This window comes from Roseobacter weihaiensis (assembly GCF_020622345.1).
Classification (GTDB): domain Bacteria; phylum Pseudomonadota; class Alphaproteobacteria; order Rhodobacterales; family Rhodobacteraceae; genus Roseobacter; species Roseobacter weihaiensis.
On the sequence record NZ_JACNMO010000044.1, the window covers coordinates 1 to 18120 of the forward strand.

Genomic DNA, 18120 nt, shown 5'->3' on the forward strand with positions numbered 1-18120 from the left:
CCCTCGAAGCTTGTGCCGCACTGACACCACGCTTCGTCACCAATTCCACCGCTTCCTGCTTGAACTCACTGCGGAACATGCTTCTCGTCATGTAAATGCTCCAGTTGCATAAACACCTTAGCTCGGTACCCACAAAACCGGCAGAAGGCCACGGATCGCCGCCCCGTCTAAAAGCTATCGCTGTGTTTTTTGATAAGCCGAAACCTCATGGATTTTGGCTCGCAGAGAATTGCCATGGCCTTTTTATAGGATCCCCTTCAAGCCGCGTCCAATGACACTTTTGGCAATACCGGGCTGAGATCAAGAATTCTCACGATCTCTTCCTCAACCAGAGTGAGGGCAGATACGTAGCTGTTGCCGCCGTTTCTTGCGGCCTCCGGCGGTTCTTTAATCTCGTCTGCCGAGGGTGCAATGATGTTCGACACTGAATCAACCAGTAACCCGACCGTCTGCTTGCCAATCTCGACAACGATGATAACACTGCGTTCGTTGATTTCAGGGGTTTCCAAACCAAGTTTGGCCGCAAGGTTCATCAATGGCAGCACTTCCCCTCTGAGATTGATTACACCCATTATGTAAGCCTCGGCGTCCGGCATGCTTGAAGGTTCAGTCCACCCGCGGATTTCACGCACCGAGGCAATGGCAATCGCGTAACTCTGCCCTCCTACATCAAAAGCAAGATGTTCTTCGCTGCCATGGCTCAGGTTTGCACTTTCATTTTCCACCGGTCAGTTCTCCGTTCAAAACTCGTCCCAGCCATCAAGGTTCTGCGCCAGATTTCCTGCCGCAGACGACGCCGCCAATTTCCTCTCAGGCAAAGGCGCAGGCGGCGTGGGATCAGATCTCAACGCCACGACCTCACTTCCCGTTTTAAAGCGCGCGGTCGATGTTTTGAGGCCCTCTGCCTCGTTTGAAAGCAGCTTGCTTGTTGCAGCGACCTCTTCAAAAGAAGCCGCTTGCTTTTGCGTGTTTTGGTCGACTTGCGAGACTGCGGTGTTGATTTCACTAATACCGTTCGCCTGCTCGGAGATTGCCTGTGCAACGCCTTCAATGCTGCTCGATACATCAATGACACTCTCTGAAATTTTCTGTAGCGAAATCTCAGCATCCTTCACCTTTTCCACCCCATCTGAAACGGCCGTGTCGCTCCGCGATATGACCTCAGCGATCTCACCTGAGGCCTCGCTGGCACGTTGCGCCAGCTGCCGCACCTCTGAAGCCACGACAGAGAAGCCCCGACCTGCATCACCGGCGCGCGCCGCTTCTACTCCAGCATTAAGCGCCAAGAGATTGATCTGGAACGCAATATCATTGATGACGCCTACGACTTTGGAGATTTCACCGGAAGCTTCATTTATACGGTTCATAGCTTCAGCTGCTTCCACCGCAACAGCGCTACCATTTTTTGCGGAGTCGCTGGCGACGCGTGCGTTGTCATTGGCGCTCGATATATTCTGCTCCACCTGTTTGATGCTTGCCGATAGCTCTTCGAGCGCGGCTGACGTCTCCTCCAAGGAGGCGGCGTTCTGCTCGGTCTGTCTCGAGAGTGAGTCCGATGTGTCACGGAGTTCTGACGACGAATGCGCAAGGCTCTCCGTACTCCCAGCAATGCCACCAATAAGCTCTTTGAGCGAGTCGATCATGGAATTGGTGTTATTCTGGAGATCTTTGAAAGCCCCCTGGAAGTTTCCGTCCATCGCTTGTGTCAAATCACCCTGTGCAATCCGTGCCAGCGTCGCGCCAGCCGCACCAATCCCAGAGTCGACAGCATCCAGCAACTCATTCACATTGGAGGACAATGTCGCGAGAGTTTCATCATCGAATTTTGCCTCCACCCGCGAGGAGAAGTTTCCGACTTTCGCTTGGCTGACGACAGTCCCAATCGATTCCCCCAGAGTACGCATCATTTCGGCGCGCTCTGCAGCAGCAGCCTTTTCACGGGCCTCTTTTTCTTGCGCAAGTTCTGCCTCACGCGCCGCTTCGCGTTCTGCCGTCTCTTTCTGCAGCGCAGCTTCTTCTTTTTCTTTGGCTTTAAGGCTGGCGTCGAGGTCGCGCGCTTTTCTCGAATTCTCTAGGAATACAACCATTGCATTGGTCATTTTGCCAATTTCATGCGTGCGCTCCGTGCGTTCAAGCTCCGTTGACAGATCACCCGAGGACACAAGTTCCATTGTGTCTGTCAGCTTCTGGATCGGTCGACTGATAAAGCGTGTATTTACAAATCCAATAGCGGCCCCAACGGCAATCATACCAGCCAGCAGGCTAAGCATGGTAATTTGCGAGGCCCGCACTTGCTGGGCTGCCATATCGTCGGCGCCATCGCTGACAGCGTCCGCCGCATTGGCGACGGTATCAAGTGTCTCGATCAAAACTGCGGCCGCGGAATTCATTTCCTCTGCCAGCCGATCAGCTTCGAACTCTGCGCCCAACATGTCGCGATGGGTATCGAAAAGCTGTTCATCTGACTGGGCATTCTCGACCCAAGCTTTGAGGTCTCTTTCCAATTCCGCAATTTCTTGACGTTCCGCATCACTTTCTGAGCGCTCGGTCAAGACAGCGAATTGCGGCGCCACCAAGGCATAGGCATCTGTGAATTCTGCGCGGATTGCTTCCAGCCCGTCTGGATTTTCGGAAGCCATGTATTCACGTGCAGCCCCCTCCAGCACGGCCACGATCAATTGAAGCTGAACCGCTGCCTCATAAGCGGGATAATCGACTTCGAAAAGTTCACCAATCAAATCATTTAGCTGCCTGGCCGTTGTCGTTGGGATTCCGGCAAGTTCGTCTGCACGGTTTTCCGCCGCCTGCATCTCGTTTTCCTGGGTATTGGCGATCTCGGCCAAACGAGCAATCAGGGACGTTCCGACAACTTCAAATTCCGCCAAAAGCTCCCGCGCTTTCAACTCCTCTTCCAGTTCGGTGATATGTGCGGCGAACATGGTCGTCGCTTTGTCGTAGAACGAAGCCCATTCGCCTGTACTTTCTTCCAATGTCGTTTGAACAACCGGATCGGTTACGATCTCATCGAGTTCTGCAATCGCGCCATTATACTGCTGAATAGTTTCTTCAAAGAGCTCAATGCGCTCATCAATATCTGCGATTTCCTCATCAGCCAGAATTTCGATGCTGATTTTATGCGCTTCTTTGACGAAGAAGGTGACATCGGCGGCTGTTTCGACCGTCGGGGCCGCGACGTCCGTGATTTGGTTTAGCGTATCCTCGATCCTATTTATGGAAAGAATACTTACGACAACGACACCGATACCAAAGGCGATCAATGCGGATATGCCGATGGTTGTCTTTGCACCAATGTTCAAGTTCGTTAACATAGCGACCCCAGTCTCTTTGGTTTAAAAATTTAATCCGATTGAACATGAAAAGACTAAGATGACGTAAACCAGACCGACCATTTGACCGGATCGCTTCCAAAATAACCGGATTTACCCTCATGGAGGGAAGGTTACGTGCCGGTTGCTGATGATTGCGGTGCACCTGCCCTAAGCTTTTAGGCATTTTTGCTGCCCTGAACTGCGGACCGGATAAGAGTTTCCAGCCGCGTGGATGGGCGAGCAGGATGAGCCGCACAGCGCGAAAGATCATATGACCCTCAAGCCAAAACACGGTCGCGGTGGTACATCAGTCTTGTTGCGCGCCCATGTCTGACGTCAACGCCCATGGGACAGTTTGGGTTGGTCGCCCGCCAAATGGGGAAGAGGGGCGCGCTTGTGAATGTGAAAGCCCATCCATTTCCTGACATCGGCCCTTGCATTTGGTCCGATGTCCGATGCATGCAGACAAACCCATTCGGGTTCCAGGGATCGACAGAACCGTTCGGCGAAGACATCGTGTCAAGGCCCCGGCCTTGGTAGCCCCGGTCGGTTTGCGCAACATCACCATCTGCTTGAAGACCCGATAAGCGCCGGCGCTCCATTTCACTCCTCTGCCAAATGGCACGCCACACGCGTCTTGTTCAGACTGCGCATTGGTGGCCGTTCCGTTCTGCAGATATCGGTGGAAATCGGACAGCGCGGATGGAATGCGCAGCCGGTTGGCGGGTTTATGGGGTCTGGGATCTCGCCTTCCGGCAGTTCGGCCTCGCGGCCAAAACCGTCCATGCGTGGCGCTGCCTCAAGCAACATTTTGGTGTAGGGATGTTTGGTTCTGGCGAACAGGTCTTCGGGGCTTGCCTCTTCAACCAAGCGGCCAAGGTAAAGCACGCCAATGCGATCCGCCATATGTTGCACCACTGTCAGATCATGGCTGATCAACACATATGTCAGCCCGTAGTTGTCCTTGAGATCACTCATCAAATTCAGAACCTGCGCCTGCACCGACACATCAAGCGCCGATGTAGGCTCGTCGCACACGATCAGTTTGGGCTCGGAGGACAAAGCACGGGCGATGCAAATCCTTTGGCGCTGACCGCCTGAGAACTCATGCGGGAATTTGCCCGCGTCCAGTGCCGAAAGACCGACTTGTTCCAACAGCTTTTCGGCCAAACCACTTGCATCCCCCCCCCGCGCCACGACGGGTTCCACAATGATATCACCCACCCGCCATCGCGGGTTGAGCGAGGCAAAGGGGTCTTGAAAAATCATCTGAATGTCAGATCGGATCACATCGATCTTGCGGGCGTCTGTTTCGGTGGCGAGGTTCACGCCATTGATCTCAACCGTGCCCGACGTAGGGGTCAGAAGCCCGACCAGCATGCGCCCGATCGTTGATTTCCCCGACCCACTTTCCCCGACAAGCGCATAGGTGCTGCGTTCAGCGACCTCGAAATCCACATCTGAAACGGCGGTCAGAAAGGATTTCCCGCGCCGTTCGATCACGCGGTTCAACCAAGGTTTGGACGCGTCAAAGACGCGGGTCAGGGCTTTTACAGAAATCAGTGCCATCAAGATGCCTTTTCCGCAACCAGTGGGAACCAACACGCCGTCCGGCCATCTGCGATCTTCGGGCCTGGCGCCACGCGGCATTTGTCCCGGGCGTACGCGCAACGGGGATGAAACGGACAGCCTTCGGGGACCTTGTTCAGCCTTGGCATCGCGCCTTCAATCTGGTGCAGCCGCGCCTTGCCCTGCGACGCCAACGGTGTGGAGGCCATCAGACCGTGGGTGTACGGATGTTGGGGGGCGGTCAATACATCACGGACCGCGCCAAGTTCTACCAAACGCCCTGCATACATAACGCCAACGCGGTCCGCGGCCTCTGCAATTACGCCCATATCATGGGTAATCAGCATCACCGCAGTACCCCGATCACGGCACAGCCGCTTGAGAAGGGCAATGATCTGTGCCTGTACGGACACGTCCAGCGCTGTTGTTGGTTCGTCAGCGATGATCAGCGAGGGTTCCGCGCAGAGGGCCAACGCAATCACTACGCGCTGCCGCATGCCGCCGCTGAATTCATGCGGGTAGCTGTCGATGCGTTCGGCGGCGCCGGGGATGCCAACCTCTTCCAGTGCGGCAATCGCCCTCCTGTCCGCCTCGCCACGGCTGATGTCGAGATGGGTCAGCATCGTCTCTGTCAGTTGATCGCCGATGCTCAAGAGCGGGTTTAACGAGGTGAGAGGATCTTGAAACACCATACCGATCTGCTTGCCACGCAGGCGGCGCATGTCTTCACCTTCGAGCGCGTCAATGCGACTTCCATTCAACCAGATTTCGCCCGCCGCAATGTGAGCGGGCGGACTCAACAGGCCGATCACAGCATTGCCCGCCATGGATTTGCCCGCACCGCTTTCGCCGACAATTCCCAAAATCTCGCCCGCACAGATGTCATAGCTGACACCGTCAACAGGCTTGACGATCCCAGTGTGGGTGGGAATTTCAACCGACAGTTCCCTGATCGACAAAACAGTATCAGACATCAGCGCAACCTCGGGTTCAGCGCATCGCGCAGCCAGTCGCCCAGCAGATTAACGCTCAGTGCAAGTACCAAAAGTGTGACAGCGGGGAAGAGCAAAATCCACCATTCCCCTGAGAAAAGGAACCCCTGCCCAATGCGGATCAATGTGCCCAGCGATGGCTGCGTGGCCGGTGCCCCCACGCCAAGAAAGCTCAGCGTGGCTTCGGCGATGATTGCCAATGCGAGCGAGATCGTGGCGATCACCAACACGGGCGACAGGACGTTGGGCAGGATGTGACGCAGCATGATGGCAAATGGGGTACGTCCGATCAGACGGGCAGCCTCCACGTATTCCTTGCGCTTTTCCACCAGCGTTGCCCCGCGCACGACACGGGCAAACTGCACCCAGTCGCTCAGACCGATCGCCAGGATCAGCACCCAGATCGCCATCTGGTCACGGTACTCAACTGGTGTGAAGCCTTTGGCGACACCAAAAATCAACATCGCCACAAGGATCGATGGAAAGGTCAGCTGCACATCGGCGGTGCGCATGATGATGGTCTCTGTCCACCCGCCAACATAGCCTGAGATCAGCCCCAAGGTGATACCCAGCACCATGGCAAACAGGACGGCGGCCACCCCGACAAAGAGCGACACGCGCATCCCGTAGAGGATGGTTGAGAAGACATCGCGCCCCTGGTCATCGGTGCCGAGTAAGAAGCTGTCGCCGGTGAAAGCATTCGGTGTCATTGGCCCCGTGAAGCCATTCATCAGGTTGAGCGACGCGGGATCAAACGGGTTCGTGGGTGCGATGAGCGGCGCAAAAACGGCTGACAGCACGAGGATCGCGACGACGATTGTGGACAGGATCGCAACGGGCGACTTCTTGAACATGTAAAAAATATCGCTGTCGAGAAAAATGCGCAGCCGCGATTGCTGTGCCGGTTTTAATGGCATGTCAGTCATCAGTGTCCTCCTGCACGGTCAACGCGCAGACGCGGGTCGATGAAGAAATAAAGGATATCCACGATCAGGTTGATTCCCACGAACATCACCGAGATCAGCATGAGGTATGCCGCCATGACGGGGATGTCGACAAATTGCACCGCGTTGATGAACAAAAGGCCCACGCCCGGCCACTGGAACACCGTTTCGGTGATAATCGCAAAGGCGATGATTGCGCCAAGCTGCAAGCCGATAACGGTGATCACGGGCACCATTGTGTTTTTCAACGCGTGCCGAAAATTGATCGCCCTGTCGTGCAGCCCGCGGGCGCGGGCAAAGCGGATATAGTCCTGGCGCAGAACCTCAAGCATCTCGGACCGCACCAGCCGCATAATCAACGTCATCTGATAGAGGCCAAGCGTGATCGAAGGCAAAATCAAAGCCTTGAGCCCTGTGGCCGTCAGCAACCCCGTTGACCAACCGCCGATCTGTACCGTGTCCCCGCGTCCGAAACTGGGCAGCCATCCCAGTTCGACCGAGAAGATGTAGATCAGGAGTATCCCGATCAGGAATGTCGGGAGGGAGACGCCGACAAGAGAGGCGGACATGATGAAATTGGCCAGGAACCCGTTGCGCCGGATCGCTGTGAAAACACCGAAGGCGATACCAAATATAATGGCGAGAGCCCCGGAAACCGCTGCAAGTTCAAGCGTGGCGGGCGCGCGTTCCATCAGGATTTCGGCCACCGGCCTTCCTTGTCTGTAGCTCATCCCAAAGTTTCCCTGCGCGGCCTCCTGCAGGAATTTGAAGTATTGCACGGGAAACGATTGATCGAGACCAAGCTGCTCGCGCAACCGCTCAATATCCGCGGCTGTGCGTTCCTGCCCCAACATGTTGTCAATCGGATCGCCAACGAAGCGAAACATCGAAAACGCCGTCAGCCCCACGACCAGCAAGACAAGCGCGGACTGCACGATGCGTCGGATGATATAGGCTAGCATAATGGTGTATTCCCAATGGCTGGAAAGCCTCTGCGGCCCTCCAGGTGGTCTTAGTTAACAGTGACCCATCGCAGGATAAAGAAGTTGTCCGGGCGTTGCACCAGATCGATATTGGCGCGCGCACCCCAGACAAGGGGCTGCACGTAAAGCGGCACATAGGCTGTCTCATCCTGCAAGATCTGCGCAACCTCATCGAGCATCGCCTGACGCTTGAGATCATCAACCTCCGATTGGATGATCGGGAGCAATTCATCGACGCGCGCATTGGAATAGCCGCCAAAGTTCCAGCTTCCCAGACGTTTTTCCTCGTTCGGTGTGGAGGCGAGAAAGCGGATGGGGTGTTCGGCGTCAAACGTACCGGGCGACCATCCCAACAGATACATGTCATAGTTATCGGCGCGCAATTCAGGCCAGTAGTTCTGTACCGGCATCGCGTCCAGCGTGGCGCGCATGCCGACCTGCGCCAGCATTGCGGTGATCGCCTGACAGACAGCCTCGTCGTTCAGATAGCGGTCGTTCGGGCATTTCAGGCCAAAGGAAAAACCATCCGCATATCCAGCCTCAGCCAAAAGCCCGCGCGCCGCGGCCTGGTCAAAGACCGCCTCGCCACCCAGTGTGTCAGAATAGCCGCGCATCGCCGGGCTGACGAGCTGGTTCACGGCTTCCGCGGTGCCACGCATGGTCGTTTGCAAGATCGCGGGTACGTTGATCGCATGGGCCACCGCACGACGGACACGCGGATCAGCAAAGGGGTTTGCTTGCGTGGTCTCGGCAGAGTATTTCAGCGCCTCCGCCTCATGCGGAAAGCCCAGCATGATCACACGGGCCTCAATGCCTTGGATCACTTTGACATTTGCATGATTTTTCAGGCGCGCGACATCCTGCACCGGCACCGGGTTGATGAAATCAACGTCCCCCGACAAGAGCGCCGCCAGGGCAGTGGCTGGGTTCTGGATCGGCGTCAGCTCGGCGCGGGTGATGTTATGCGCGGCCTCGCCCCACCAGTCAGCGTGCGGCTCCAGAACCGTGCGCAGGCCCGGCTCACGGTTTGTGATGGAAAAGGCCCCCGTGCCATTGGTGTTCAGCGTGGCGTAGTTGCCATCCGGGTTCGGGCGTACCGCGTCGTTTGCCTCTGCCCAACCGCTGTCCATGATCATCCAGTTGGCAATACTGTCGGGGAAAATCGGATTTGGGGACGTGGTCATGATGTCGACCGTGAAATCATCGACAACGACGACCTCTGATACCGGCGAGAACCAGCTGCTTGTGTCCGCCTCTTCGCTTGCGGCGCGTTCATAGGAAAAGAGCACGTCTTGCGCTGTGAATGCAGCCCCATCCTGGAAGGTGACACCTTCCCTGAGATTGAAGCGCCAGCCTTCCCCGGCGCCAATCAGTTCCCAGCTTGTCGCGAGCGCAGGCTCAATGGCCATATCCTGACCGCGCCGCACCAGACCTTCGTAGACGTTGTTCAGGAAGCCCAGGACCGGGGCGGAATTGACCGCATGCGGGTCCATTGTTTGTGGATCGGTCGTGACGGCCCAGGTAAACTCCTCCGCATATGCGGCAGGGGCAAATGCGGCAATGAGAGCGGCATAGCTTAACTTGCGTAACATCTGACTTCCTTAGCTGGGTCAAGGCCCATGACTTCGCCGGTTCATGAAAGACTGCGGCGCGCCAGGCGGTCCGGCGCGCCGTTACGGGGTTACTGCATGGTGAAGTATTTTACCTTTGGCTGATCTTCTGGATCGACCTCGATGCCAACTCTTTCCGACATCCCCCAGTTCAGAACCTGGTGGTGGACCGGGATATAGAGCTGCTCATCCTGCACAACCCGCCAGATCTTGGCGATATCGGCGTTGCGTGCGTCCAGGTCGGTGTTGGAGGCCAGCGATTTGATCATGGCGTCCAGATCGGCATTCGCGTAGCCTGTTCCGTTCCATGTGCCGATCTCGGCTTCACGACTGTGCACGAGGAAGTTAAACACATATTCTGAATCGTATGTCGGCACGCCCCAGCCCAGCATGTAGAAGTCGGTTTTGCCATCCGTGATCAAGGGAAAGTGCTGGGCCTTTGGCTTGGCGTCGAGGTTCACCGTAACGCCGATCTGGCCCAACATGCCGACAGCGGCCTGACAGATGCCTTCGTCGTTTATGTAACGGTCATTTGGGCAATCAAGCCGGATTGAGAAACCATCGGCATATCCTGCCTCGGCCATCAGGGCCTTGGCCTTTTCGATGTCAGTGGAGGATTCTGCGTCCATCTCCGCCGTCCAGCCGTTCACAAATGGAGGAGCGATCATGCCCGCAGGGGCGCTTTGTCCGCGCATCACAACTTGACGGATCGCATCCCGGTTGATGGCCATCGACATCGCCTTGCGCACACGCACATCGGCCAGCGGGTTGGCCCCATCGATATTATCCGCCTCAATGTCATCGGCCCCCTGGTTCATGCCAAAGAAGATCACGCGGTTTTGCGGTGCCTGCTTGACCACCAACCCGTCTGCGGCATTCACACGCTCAAGATCCTGGACAGGCATGTCCTGCAGGAAATCAATCTCACCCGACAGCATGGCCGCCACACGGGTCGCCGCATTCTGGATGGGAGTGTAGATGATTTCGCTCACTTCCATGGGGAACTGATCCCTGCCCCAATAGGATTCGTTACGCGTCATCACGGTTTTCACGTCAGGTTCGCGGCTGGTCAGCACAAAAGGGCCGGTCCCGTTGACGTTTGTGGTTGCAAAGGTGATCTCGCCCCCTTCAAAATCCTGAACGTTGACGGCGTTGTTCGCCTCCGTCCAGTCTTTGTCCATTATAAAGAGGTTGGTCAGGTTTGAGGGCAGGATCGGGTTCGGCCCGTCTGTCACGATCTCGACCGAATAGTCTCCAGCCGCGCGCACTTCGGTGATGGACCCGATCAGCTCTTTCATATCCGAATTGGGCTGCTTGGCGCGCTCAAAGCTGAACACGACATCCTCAGAAGTGAAATCCGCGCCGTCGTGGAATTTTACGCCTTCGCGCAGGTTAAAGACCCAGACGTTTGGATCATCGTCCTTTGGTGCCCAATCCGTAGCGAGCGCCGCTTCAAATGCGCCTGATACATCGCGAATGACCAGGGGTTCGTACATCTGGTGGCGGATCGTGTGCGTCGGGCCTTCGTTTTGTGAATGCGGATCAAGCGTCAACGCATCGCCGGAGCGCGCCCAACGCAATGTTTCCGCGCTGAGTGGCGCGGCTGTGGTAAGCAGCAAAGCGGCGACGGTCAGTGCGATTGTCGGTTTCATCTAGTTTCCCCATTTATGTTATTTTGCGGCTCGCAGCTTGGCCCATTTTCCGCCAATGGCAAGGCCTTCGCTGACTTGTTCAGCCAAATTTCGATTTTTTGAAGTGGTGCGTTATAATTCTTGGGATCATTTTGAGTATTTGTTACCGCCGGTCCGAAGCCAATGTCGGCTTTCAGGCAGCTGGGGTGTGGTGACTCCAAGGTTGACAGGGACCGGTTTGGACCCTTGACCGCGTTGAATTCGGGTCAGATGGATTGGTCGAAGCGGTGCGTCCGAAATCGGCCCTGAGGCAGCATTGCAACATTTGCACTGTGTGCGATTGCCTGTTTTGACTTCCAAGTTCAGGAAAACGTCAGTGAGGCATAAACTGCTTCTATGGATTCCGCAGGTTTGCTAAGTCTGCTGAATCCTAACCAAAAATGTGGGCGCGCTTCTTATGGCTGAACTGTTTTCTTCAATCACGTTGCGTGAGATAACCTTCAAGAACCGCATCGCAGTTTCACCCATGAGCCAGTATCGGACCCGCGATGGGTATGCAAACGACTGGCATACGGTTCATCTTGGGCGCTTTGCCATCGGTGGCGCAGGGTTGGTTTATGCCGAGGCAACGGCCGTTGAGCGGGAGGGCCGGCGTACCCATGGTGATCTGGGTCTTTGGGATGATGCACAGATCGCAAGGCTGAAACCCATTGCTGATTTCATTCATCGCGAAGGCGCCGTGCCCGGCATTCAACTCAGCCATGCCGGACGTAAATCCTCTGAACGCCGCCCCTGGCACGGGGAAACACCTGTTGACCACGAAGATGTCACAGAGAGAAACGAGGGGCCGTGGCCGCCCTGCGCACCCTCGGCTCTCCCCTATGCAGATGGCTGGCCCACACCCTCGGAAATGTCTGAGGACGATATCGGCAGGGTCATTCAAGCCTTTGGCGATGCGGCCCGTCGGGCCATGGAGGCTGGGTTCAAGATGATCGAAGTCTATGCCGCACATGGTTTTTTGGTCCATCAATTCCTGTCACCACTCTCGAACCACCGCTCGGACAGGTGGGGCGGAAGCGCCGAAAACCGCCGGCGCTTTGCGATTGAAGTGGCCAAGTCAATTCGCGCAAACTGGCCTGAACACTATCCTCTCGCTTTTCGTCTTTCGGCGACGGATTGGATCGAGGGAGGGATCGAAATCGCAGATACGGTGCAAACCGCCCGGGTGCTGAAGGCGCATGGCGTCGATCTCATTGATTGTTCGAGCGGGGGGATTGGCGGCAAGGAACGCCCGCGCCGGATGGTCATTAAGGAAGGATTTCAATCCCCCTTTGCGGCACAGGTTCGCAAAGAAGCAGGTATTGCCACAATGGCTGTTGGTTTTCTGTGGAACGCGGATTTTTGTGAAGCGCTTTTGGCGTCAGGCAAGGCAGATATGGTGGCACTCGCCCGAGAGTTGCTCGATGATCCCAATTGGCCTTTGCATGCCGCCGCAAAACTGGGCGACAACGAGGCACACTCACTCTGGCCGATTGAGGCTGGTTGGTGGTTGATGAAACGGGACCGGTTGTTACGCAAACTCGGGCTTCGATGAGACGAGAAAAGCGCTATTTGGTGGGGAGAAGGAAACCTCCGCTTCGCTTTTTCCATCACGCGATTGCAAGGCGGTGCGCCGTCATCGCTACGCGCCACAGCATACGATGCCGAAGGGCAGGTGGCAGACAGCCCTTTTTTAAGGGGGAGGACGCAGCCCACCGCGTTCGCCACGTGGCAGATTTGCGAGGCGGAGGCCCGCAAATCTGCATAAGAGTAGGGGCCACTAAAGTCGAAGATGCTGCGGTCGATCTAATGTCTGGAACGAGCCTATTTTATTGAAGAAGTCGCCGAGATTTGAGGTTTTGCCTGCTTGGCAACTTCAATCGCAAGCTTCTTGTTCCGCCCGTTGCACTGGGCGGCTTGTTGGTCTGTCGTTTTGCCGTTTCAGATCATATCGCGCTCCTCGTTTCGCGCGTCTTGGGTCTTAGTTTTGCGAGTTTTCGGAGGTTCTGAGCGATTGCTGCGAGCGTAAATTCGTCCCTCACACCGCATGGCCCTCGAAGTCTGAGCCGCCCGAGGCCGAGAATGCGTTTGAGGTGAGCGAAGAGCATCTCAACCTTTTTGCGTTTGGCCTGGGCCTTGGGGGTGAAGGGAGACTTGGCAGCTAGTCGGGCCAAGCCGCCATCGATGAGCGCTTGGCGGTAGGTGTCGGATTTTCCTTTGCGAAGCGATATGTAAACAAAGGGCATGTTTGGTCCTTTCACTTAGGGTTGGTGCATCGTTTGAGTGGAAAGTGGGCCGTCTCGCCAAAACTTAGAAATTCACCATGTCGCCACCTTTTAGGTCCAGGCGCTTGCGGGCCTCGTCAGGCGTTGCAACACGCAGCCCAAGGTTTTCGATGATGCTTCTGATCTTGCGGACTTGCTCAGCGTTGGATTTCGCGAGTTCACCGGGACCTATGTAGATCGAGTCCTCCAAGCCGACGCGCAGGTTCCCTCCCAGCATTGCCGACTGGGTGGCGAAGGGCATTTGGTGACGTCCCGCTGCTAGCACGGACCATTCGTAGCTTTCTGCGCCGAACAACTTGTCGGCAGTATGATGCATATGCGTCAAATGGGCCGGATCCGCGCCCATCCCCCCGAGGATGCCAAATACCATTTGGATAGAGAACGGCGGCTTCACCAGCCCCTTGTCCACAAACCAGGCAAAGTTATGGAGGTGGCCAATATCGTAGCACTCAAACTCGAATCTCGTGCCGTGCCTGTCTCCAAGCTCTTTCAACGCATACTCGATAGTCGCGAAGGGATTCGGGAAAATGTAGTCTTTGGTCATCTCTAGAAACGGAGCTTCCCAGTCGTGTTTCCAGCCTGAGTATTTTTCCAGTAGCGGGAAAATCCCGAAATTTATTGACCCCATGTTGAGGGACGCCATCTCAGGGCTGGCGGCGACAGCCGCGCGAAGACGTTTTTCCATTGTCATCCCAAGGCCGCCGCCCGTGGTGATGTTCAGCACGGCGTCAGTAGCTTGTTTGATAACAGGAAGAAATTGCTTAAAGGTCTCTGGCCGAGCATCTGGCTTACCCGTTTCCGGATCGCGCGCGTGAAGATGGATGATAGATACCCCGGCCTCTGCTGCTTCAATCGACGCGGTTGCTATGTCAGCTGGGGTTATCGGTAGATGCGGCGTCATGGTTGGTGTGTGAATGCCCCCCGTCGGCGCGCAGGTGATGATAACAGACTTCGGCATACACTCTTCCAAACGCGTCAATTCGCAATCATCTTAATCAGGCATGGTGCGCCAGATGGATGCATGCGGGCACAGGCTCAAAGATGTCTGGTTCACCATAGCTGATCGATATATATTGCAGAATACGATAAATGATGACTTCAGTGATAAGGAAATGAAATGGTAATCCGCCGCCTCGATCTCGACGCAGTGCAGGCTTTTGTGCACATCGCAGAACTGGGTAGTTTCACCCGCGCCGCCGACGCCTGCCAGATGACCCAGTCCGCCGTGAGCCTGAAGCTGAAGCGGCTCGAAGAGCGTTTGGACTGCCGTCTCGTTGACCGTACTCCCCGGCATGTACAATTGTCTTCGCAGGGCGGAGCGTTCCTGCATAATGCCCATGAGCTGCTGGCGGTCCACGATAGGGCAACAGCGACCATCGCCGCCTCGCGGGAGCGCTTGGCGATAGGGATCAGCGATCACGTGGCTGGCCCGGAACTCCCGGCGCTGATCGCCCGGATGGAAAGATCAGGACCGACAGCTCTTGATCGAGGTACGGATCGGCTCCTCAGGTGATTTGTTGCAGAGCTTCGACCGGCGCGAGCTCGATGCGGTTATTGTCCGTCTTCACGTCGGTCGAACCGACGGCGAGGTACTCGCCCACGAGAGGTTCGGTTGGTACGCCTCTCCGACTTGGCAGCACCGGGCGGGCGAGCCACTGCCGCTTGCGACGCTCGCCGAACCATGCGGCGTCCGCGTTATGGCGGGACAGGTTCTAGATGAGGCTGGCGTATCGTGGACTGAGGCATTTGTAGGTGGCGGTGTTGCTGCGGTTTCTGCAGCGGTCACGGCGGGCTTGGGAGTCTCCGCCTTGGCAAAACGGATGCTGCCCCTCGGCGCGCTGGATGTTGGCGAGAAGTTGGGATTGCCTGAGCTACCACGTTTGCCGGTCTTGCTGCACTCTCGGGTTGGAAGTGGGCGTGCGCACGATGCTATGGCAAGACTTGCGGCCGCATTTCGAGGTGTCGCAAACGCATAGGTCGCGTGTGGCGTTCTTCGATACGACAGCAGACGGTCGAAAGCCATAGAGCGCTCATCGGCAAGGTCCCAGTGTCAAACAAAAGGGTCGTTGCTGCTCGGGACAGACCGTTCTGGGCCGAACGTCAGATTGGGGCATAGTCTGAAGAAAAAACGAGCATTCACGCTGTCGAAGAGAATGGCAAGGAAGCCCCACACTACCGACCCTTAGGGCAACCTAGCTTCTAGAAATCCTGATGGAATTGACCAGATGGCTGCTGTAAGCCCGATATGAAAGATGTTGCGCATTGAACAATTGTCTCCAATGCTTTCAGCAACACGTTTCAATTTTTGATTTGAGAAAATCGAGCAAAGCCCGTACCCTTGGCAAGGACTGACGGCCAGGCTGCACCAGCGCGTTGATGGGTTGCTCAGACCGAATGTGCGTGTCGGTGAGGATCGAGCAGAGCTGACAGGATGCCAGCGCTTCTGCACCCAAAAAGTCGCCAAGCCGTATAATACCGGTACCCGCCACAGCGGCGCACAATAGCGTTTCGGCGCTATCTGATGTGATGGTTCCAGCGACAGTTACCTTGATATGCTTTCCATTCTCGACAAACGGCCACGATGCCTGATTGGGAAAGCCTCTCAACAGCAAGCAATTGTGATTAAGCAAATCAGAAGCCTCACGCGGCATGCCACGCATAGAGATGTAATCTGGACTTGCCGCGATGATGCGAGCAACATGCCCTAACGGGATTGCCACCAGACCGCTGTCCACGAGGTCACCGACGCGGATGGTGACGTCGGCTTGACTGGAAACAGGGTCAACGCGCTGGTCCGTTACGGCAACGTCGAGTGAAACATTGGGATGAGTTTTTGCGAATTCTGGCAAAATCGGTGCCAGCTTGTGATTGGCAAAAGCTGTTCCGCAGTTGATCCTAATATGTCCGCGTGGTGATCCGGTCGAGTTTGAAAGTTCGGCCCCGGCCAGTTCAATAGCTTCTAGGATGCGCTGCGCGTGGGGCAGAAACGCTTCACCTTCGGGTGTGAGAGACAGTTTTCTCGTAGAGCGGAAGAGCAACTTGGCTCCCAAACTGTTTTCCAACCTGGAGATCATGCGAGACACTCCAGATGCAGTGTACCCTTTTTCGGTGGCGACGGCAGCAAAGGAACCGCGCTCCACCACGCGAACGAAGGCGTCGATTTCAGGGGCTAGTTCAAACATTATTCATGACATCCAAGCAAATATGAAACCCAATTTCTGATATTTTCGAGCTAAGAAAGCAATAATAGGATGCTCTTGATCTCTCTGATTTGTCCAAAGGAACACTTATGCCGCTCAACAAGTTACATGTGCCTGAAAACCTTCCAGCGCGGACCTGCCGTCAGATCAATGACCTGCTGCACGACAGTCTAGTACAAACCTGCGCGGTCAACCCAGACGACTATTTCTGCATTGTCACGCGCTACGCACCCGAAGATATGATCCTGCATCCAACGTTCCTTGGGGAACGGGATGTCACTGCGACGATCATCATCGAAATCACCTTGCTGTCTGGGCGATCAGACGACCAGAAGGAAGCGCTCTATGTCGATGTCAGAAAGCGCTTGGAAGGGATCGAGTTTTCTTCGCAAAACTCGATTATTTACCTCACTGAGAACGGCCCAATAGACTGGTCGTTCAGCGAACAAGGCTCAGTCAAAAAAGTTCTCGGACTCTGAAAGCAGCCTTTGGCGCAACCGCAGCGAATTCACAGTTTGTCCCGCGATCCGGGCATTGACCGTTAAAATTTAGAGGTCGGCTTTGGGCTGCCACCCGTCAACCGACCGAAACCGTCGGACGTCGCCTTCGAGCCCAACCTCCTCGTCCGACCGAAAGCAGCAAATGTCTGAACCGAGTATTAATAGCATCGGACGGGCACAATGGCTCTCGCGTCGGAATACGTCTGCGCCTGCGCCCCCGACTAACCGGTTTCATGCTCAATTATTGCTGCTGGTCAGCGGTAATTGACTGAAACGAAGAGGCTTCCTTGCCGCGCCTTGACACGTCGAGTGAGGCCTGTCCGGCTGAGACCACCGCTGTCGTGCTACCTCAATTTGAGCATAGCATCGGGCAATCAAGCACGAGAGAAATTGAATTCGGTGGTCGTTTTGACCCCAACCTTCTGGAAGATGGAAACAGGCCGTACGGTTGGACACAAACGGATGACAATACCTGGAACGGTAAGGTATTGCGTGATGGGGATGATAGAGAGATAGGCATCTCAACGCTCAAAGTTGAGAGTGACGCCCTGATCTCCGTTGTGAATGAGATCGATTTGGCCCCGATGCTGAATCCTGCAGAAGATCCAAATTTCAGTGCCATGTTTCCTGACGGCTGCTCAGCCACGATGATTATGCAAGTAAGCCATGCGGGTTAGCACAGTCGCTGCTTTTCTGGTCAAGTGCAGCAAACCGTCAGTTTTGCGATGCTCCGGTTTCGACACTTTTTCGCGGCTTGCCCATAAAGCCACCATTGGTGCCACCAATCTTGTTGATACCAAGAACAGCCGACGCATGCATCTTAGATCGAGTTAAATGGGTACTTTGTCCCGCAATCTGTGAGTTTGTGCCTCAAGCGATTTGGCAGTCGCAGCGAATGTCGTGTGTGGATGTATATGGACCCCGCCTTATTGCAACGGTTTTGGTTGGTCTGGTTCAGGATCACGATTGCTGACGTATATCCGGCTTCTGTGAGCGGCCCGATATATCGTCACCGCGAGCCCCGATGGATTTCCGCTT

At 55.7% G+C, this 18120-nt stretch carries 15 protein-coding genes and 1 pseudogene; 5 read left to right on the top strand and 11 right to left on the bottom strand.

Going from position 1 to position 18120, the window contains the following annotated elements; translation table 11 throughout:
* Window positions 1–257 precede the first annotated feature (257 nt).
* The 8 genes from H7847_RS25620 to H7847_RS25655 all read right to left on the bottom strand — a co-directional run bounded on the left by H7847_RS25620 (window position 258) and on the right by H7847_RS25655 (window position 11079).
* Window positions 258–725 (bottom strand): chemotaxis protein CheW, encoded by a 468-nt coding sequence (locus H7847_RS25620; RefSeq protein WP_227272386.1) that lies wholly within the window; start codon window positions 723–725, stop codon window positions 258–260.
* Between the two features lie 15 nt (window positions 726–740).
* Window positions 741–3329, bottom strand: a complete 2589-nt coding sequence (locus H7847_RS25625; protein ID WP_227272388.1) for a methyl-accepting chemotaxis protein — start codon at window positions 3327–3329, stop codon at window positions 741–743.
* A gap of 603 nt (window positions 3330–3932) precedes the next feature.
* The gene (locus tag H7847_RS25630; RefSeq protein ID WP_227272390.1) at window positions 3933–4898 is read right to left on the bottom strand and encodes an ABC transporter ATP-binding protein; all 966 of its coding nucleotides are present in this window, start codon (window positions 4896–4898) and stop codon (window positions 3933–3935) included.
* On the bottom strand, window positions 4898–5872 hold the full coding sequence (locus tag H7847_RS25635; protein WP_227272392.1) for an ABC transporter ATP-binding protein: 975 nt from the start codon (window positions 5870–5872) through the stop codon (window positions 4898–4900). Before H7847_RS25635 ends, H7847_RS25630 begins: the two co-directional genes overlap by 1 nt.
* Window positions 5872–6816 carry an ABC transporter permease gene (locus H7847_RS25640; RefSeq protein ID WP_227272394.1) on the bottom strand — a complete coding sequence of 315 codons (945 nt, stop codon included), beginning with the start codon at window positions 6814–6816 and terminating at the stop codon, window positions 5872–5874. The genes H7847_RS25635 and H7847_RS25640 overlap by 1 nt, the downstream gene beginning before the upstream one ends.
* Window positions 6816–7796, bottom strand: coding sequence for an ABC transporter permease (locus H7847_RS25645; RefSeq protein WP_227272396.1), 981 nt, complete (start codon window positions 7794–7796; stop codon window positions 6816–6818). The genes H7847_RS25640 and H7847_RS25645 overlap by 1 nt, the downstream gene beginning before the upstream one ends.
* Window positions 7797–7846: 50 nt before the next feature.
* Entirely contained in the window at window positions 7847–9409 is a 1563-nt protein-coding gene (locus H7847_RS25650; protein WP_227272398.1) for an ABC transporter substrate-binding protein, read from the bottom strand.
* Between the two features lie 89 nt (window positions 9410–9498).
* Entirely contained in the window at window positions 9499–11079 is a 1581-nt protein-coding gene (locus H7847_RS25655) for an ABC transporter substrate-binding protein (protein ID WP_227272400.1), read from the bottom strand.
* Window positions 11080–11515: 436 nt separating this feature from the next.
* Here H7847_RS25655 and H7847_RS25660 point away from each other — a divergent pair, with 436 nt between their 5' ends.
* On the top strand, window positions 11516–12652 hold the full coding sequence (locus H7847_RS25660) for an NADH:flavin oxidoreductase/NADH oxidase (protein WP_227272402.1): 1137 nt from the start codon (window positions 11516–11518) through the stop codon (window positions 12650–12652).
* Between the two features lie 391 nt (window positions 12653–13043).
* Here the strand turns inward: H7847_RS25660 and H7847_RS25665 are convergent.
* Window positions 13044–13232 (bottom strand): annotated as a pseudogene (locus H7847_RS25665) (transposase); the annotation flags it as partial.
* Between the two features lie 175 nt (window positions 13233–13407).
* Complete coding sequence (locus H7847_RS25670; RefSeq protein ID WP_227272404.1) at window positions 13408–14340, bottom strand: BKACE family enzyme; 933 nt, start codon at window positions 14338–14340, stop codon at window positions 13408–13410.
* 159 nt (window positions 14341–14499) lie between these two features.
* Here H7847_RS25670 and H7847_RS25675 point away from each other — a divergent pair, with 159 nt between their 5' ends.
* Both H7847_RS25675 and H7847_RS27315 read left to right on the top strand, forming a co-directional pair.
* Complete coding sequence (locus H7847_RS25675) at window positions 14500–14895, top strand: LysR family transcriptional regulator (RefSeq protein WP_227272406.1); 396 nt, start codon at window positions 14500–14502, stop codon at window positions 14893–14895.
* Window positions 14896–14899: 4 nt separating this feature from the next.
* Window positions 14900–15358, top strand: a complete 459-nt coding sequence (locus H7847_RS27315; RefSeq protein ID WP_406676042.1) for a LysR substrate-binding domain-containing protein — start codon at window positions 14900–14902, stop codon at window positions 15356–15358.
* Window positions 15359–15667: 309 nt separating this feature from the next.
* Here H7847_RS27315 and H7847_RS25685 read toward each other — a convergent pair whose 3' ends face one another.
* A complete protein-coding gene (locus H7847_RS25685) occupies window positions 15668–16564 on the bottom strand; it encodes a LysR family transcriptional regulator (protein WP_227272410.1) in 897 nt (298 codons plus the stop codon).
* A 107-nt stretch (window positions 16565–16671) separates the two neighbouring features.
* Between H7847_RS25685 and H7847_RS25690 the strand changes: the two genes are divergently transcribed.
* Window positions 16672–17061 (top strand): tautomerase family protein, encoded by a 390-nt coding sequence (locus H7847_RS25690; protein WP_227272412.1) that lies wholly within the window; start codon window positions 16672–16674, stop codon window positions 17059–17061.
* 308 nt (window positions 17062–17369) lie between these two features.
* On the top strand, window positions 17370–17759 hold the full coding sequence (locus tag H7847_RS25695) for a hypothetical protein (RefSeq protein WP_227272414.1): 390 nt from the start codon (window positions 17370–17372) through the stop codon (window positions 17757–17759).
* Window positions 17760–18120: the final 361 nt, after the last annotated feature.

Excerpts from the sequence above, each read along its gene's own strand:
- H7847_RS25660 (WP_227272402.1), top strand. The coding sequence starts at position 11,516 with ATGGCTGAACTGTTTTCTTCAATCACGTTGCGTGAGATAACCTTCAAG.
- H7847_RS25675 (WP_227272406.1), top strand. The coding sequence starts at position 14,500 with ATGGTAATCCGCCGCCTCGATCTCGACGCAGTGCAGGCTTTTGTGCAC.
- H7847_RS25630 (WP_227272390.1), bottom strand. The coding sequence starts at position 4,898 with ATGGCACTGATTTCTGTAAAAGCCCTGACCCGCGTCTTTGACGCGTCC.
- H7847_RS25645 (WP_227272396.1), bottom strand. The coding sequence starts at position 7,796 with ATGCTAGCCTATATCATCCGACGCATCGTGCAGTCCGCGCTTGTCTTG.
- H7847_RS25650 (WP_227272398.1), bottom strand. The coding sequence starts at position 9,409 with ATGTTACGCAAGTTAAGCTATGCCGCTCTCATTGCCGCATTTGCCCCT.
- H7847_RS25690 (WP_227272412.1), top strand. The coding sequence starts at position 16,672 with ATGCCGCTCAACAAGTTACATGTGCCTGAAAACCTTCCAGCGCGGACC.
- H7847_RS25655 (WP_227272400.1), bottom strand. The coding sequence starts at position 11,079 with ATGAAACCGACAATCGCACTGACCGTCGCCGCTTTGCTGCTTACCACA.
- H7847_RS25635 (WP_227272392.1), bottom strand. The coding sequence starts at position 5,872 with ATGTCTGATACTGTTTTGTCGATCAGGGAACTGTCGGTTGAAATTCCC.
- H7847_RS25640 (WP_227272394.1), bottom strand. The coding sequence starts at position 6,816 with ATGACTGACATGCCATTAAAACCGGCACAGCAATCGCGGCTGCGCATT.
- H7847_RS25685 (WP_227272410.1), bottom strand. The coding sequence starts at position 16,564 with ATGTTTGAACTAGCCCCTGAAATCGACGCCTTCGTTCGCGTGGTGGAG.
- H7847_RS25670 (WP_227272404.1), bottom strand. The coding sequence starts at position 14,340 with ATGCCGAAGTCTGTTATCATCACCTGCGCGCCGACGGGGGGCATTCAC.
- H7847_RS25625 (WP_227272388.1), bottom strand. The coding sequence starts at position 3,329 with ATGTTAACGAACTTGAACATTGGTGCAAAGACAACCATCGGCATATCC.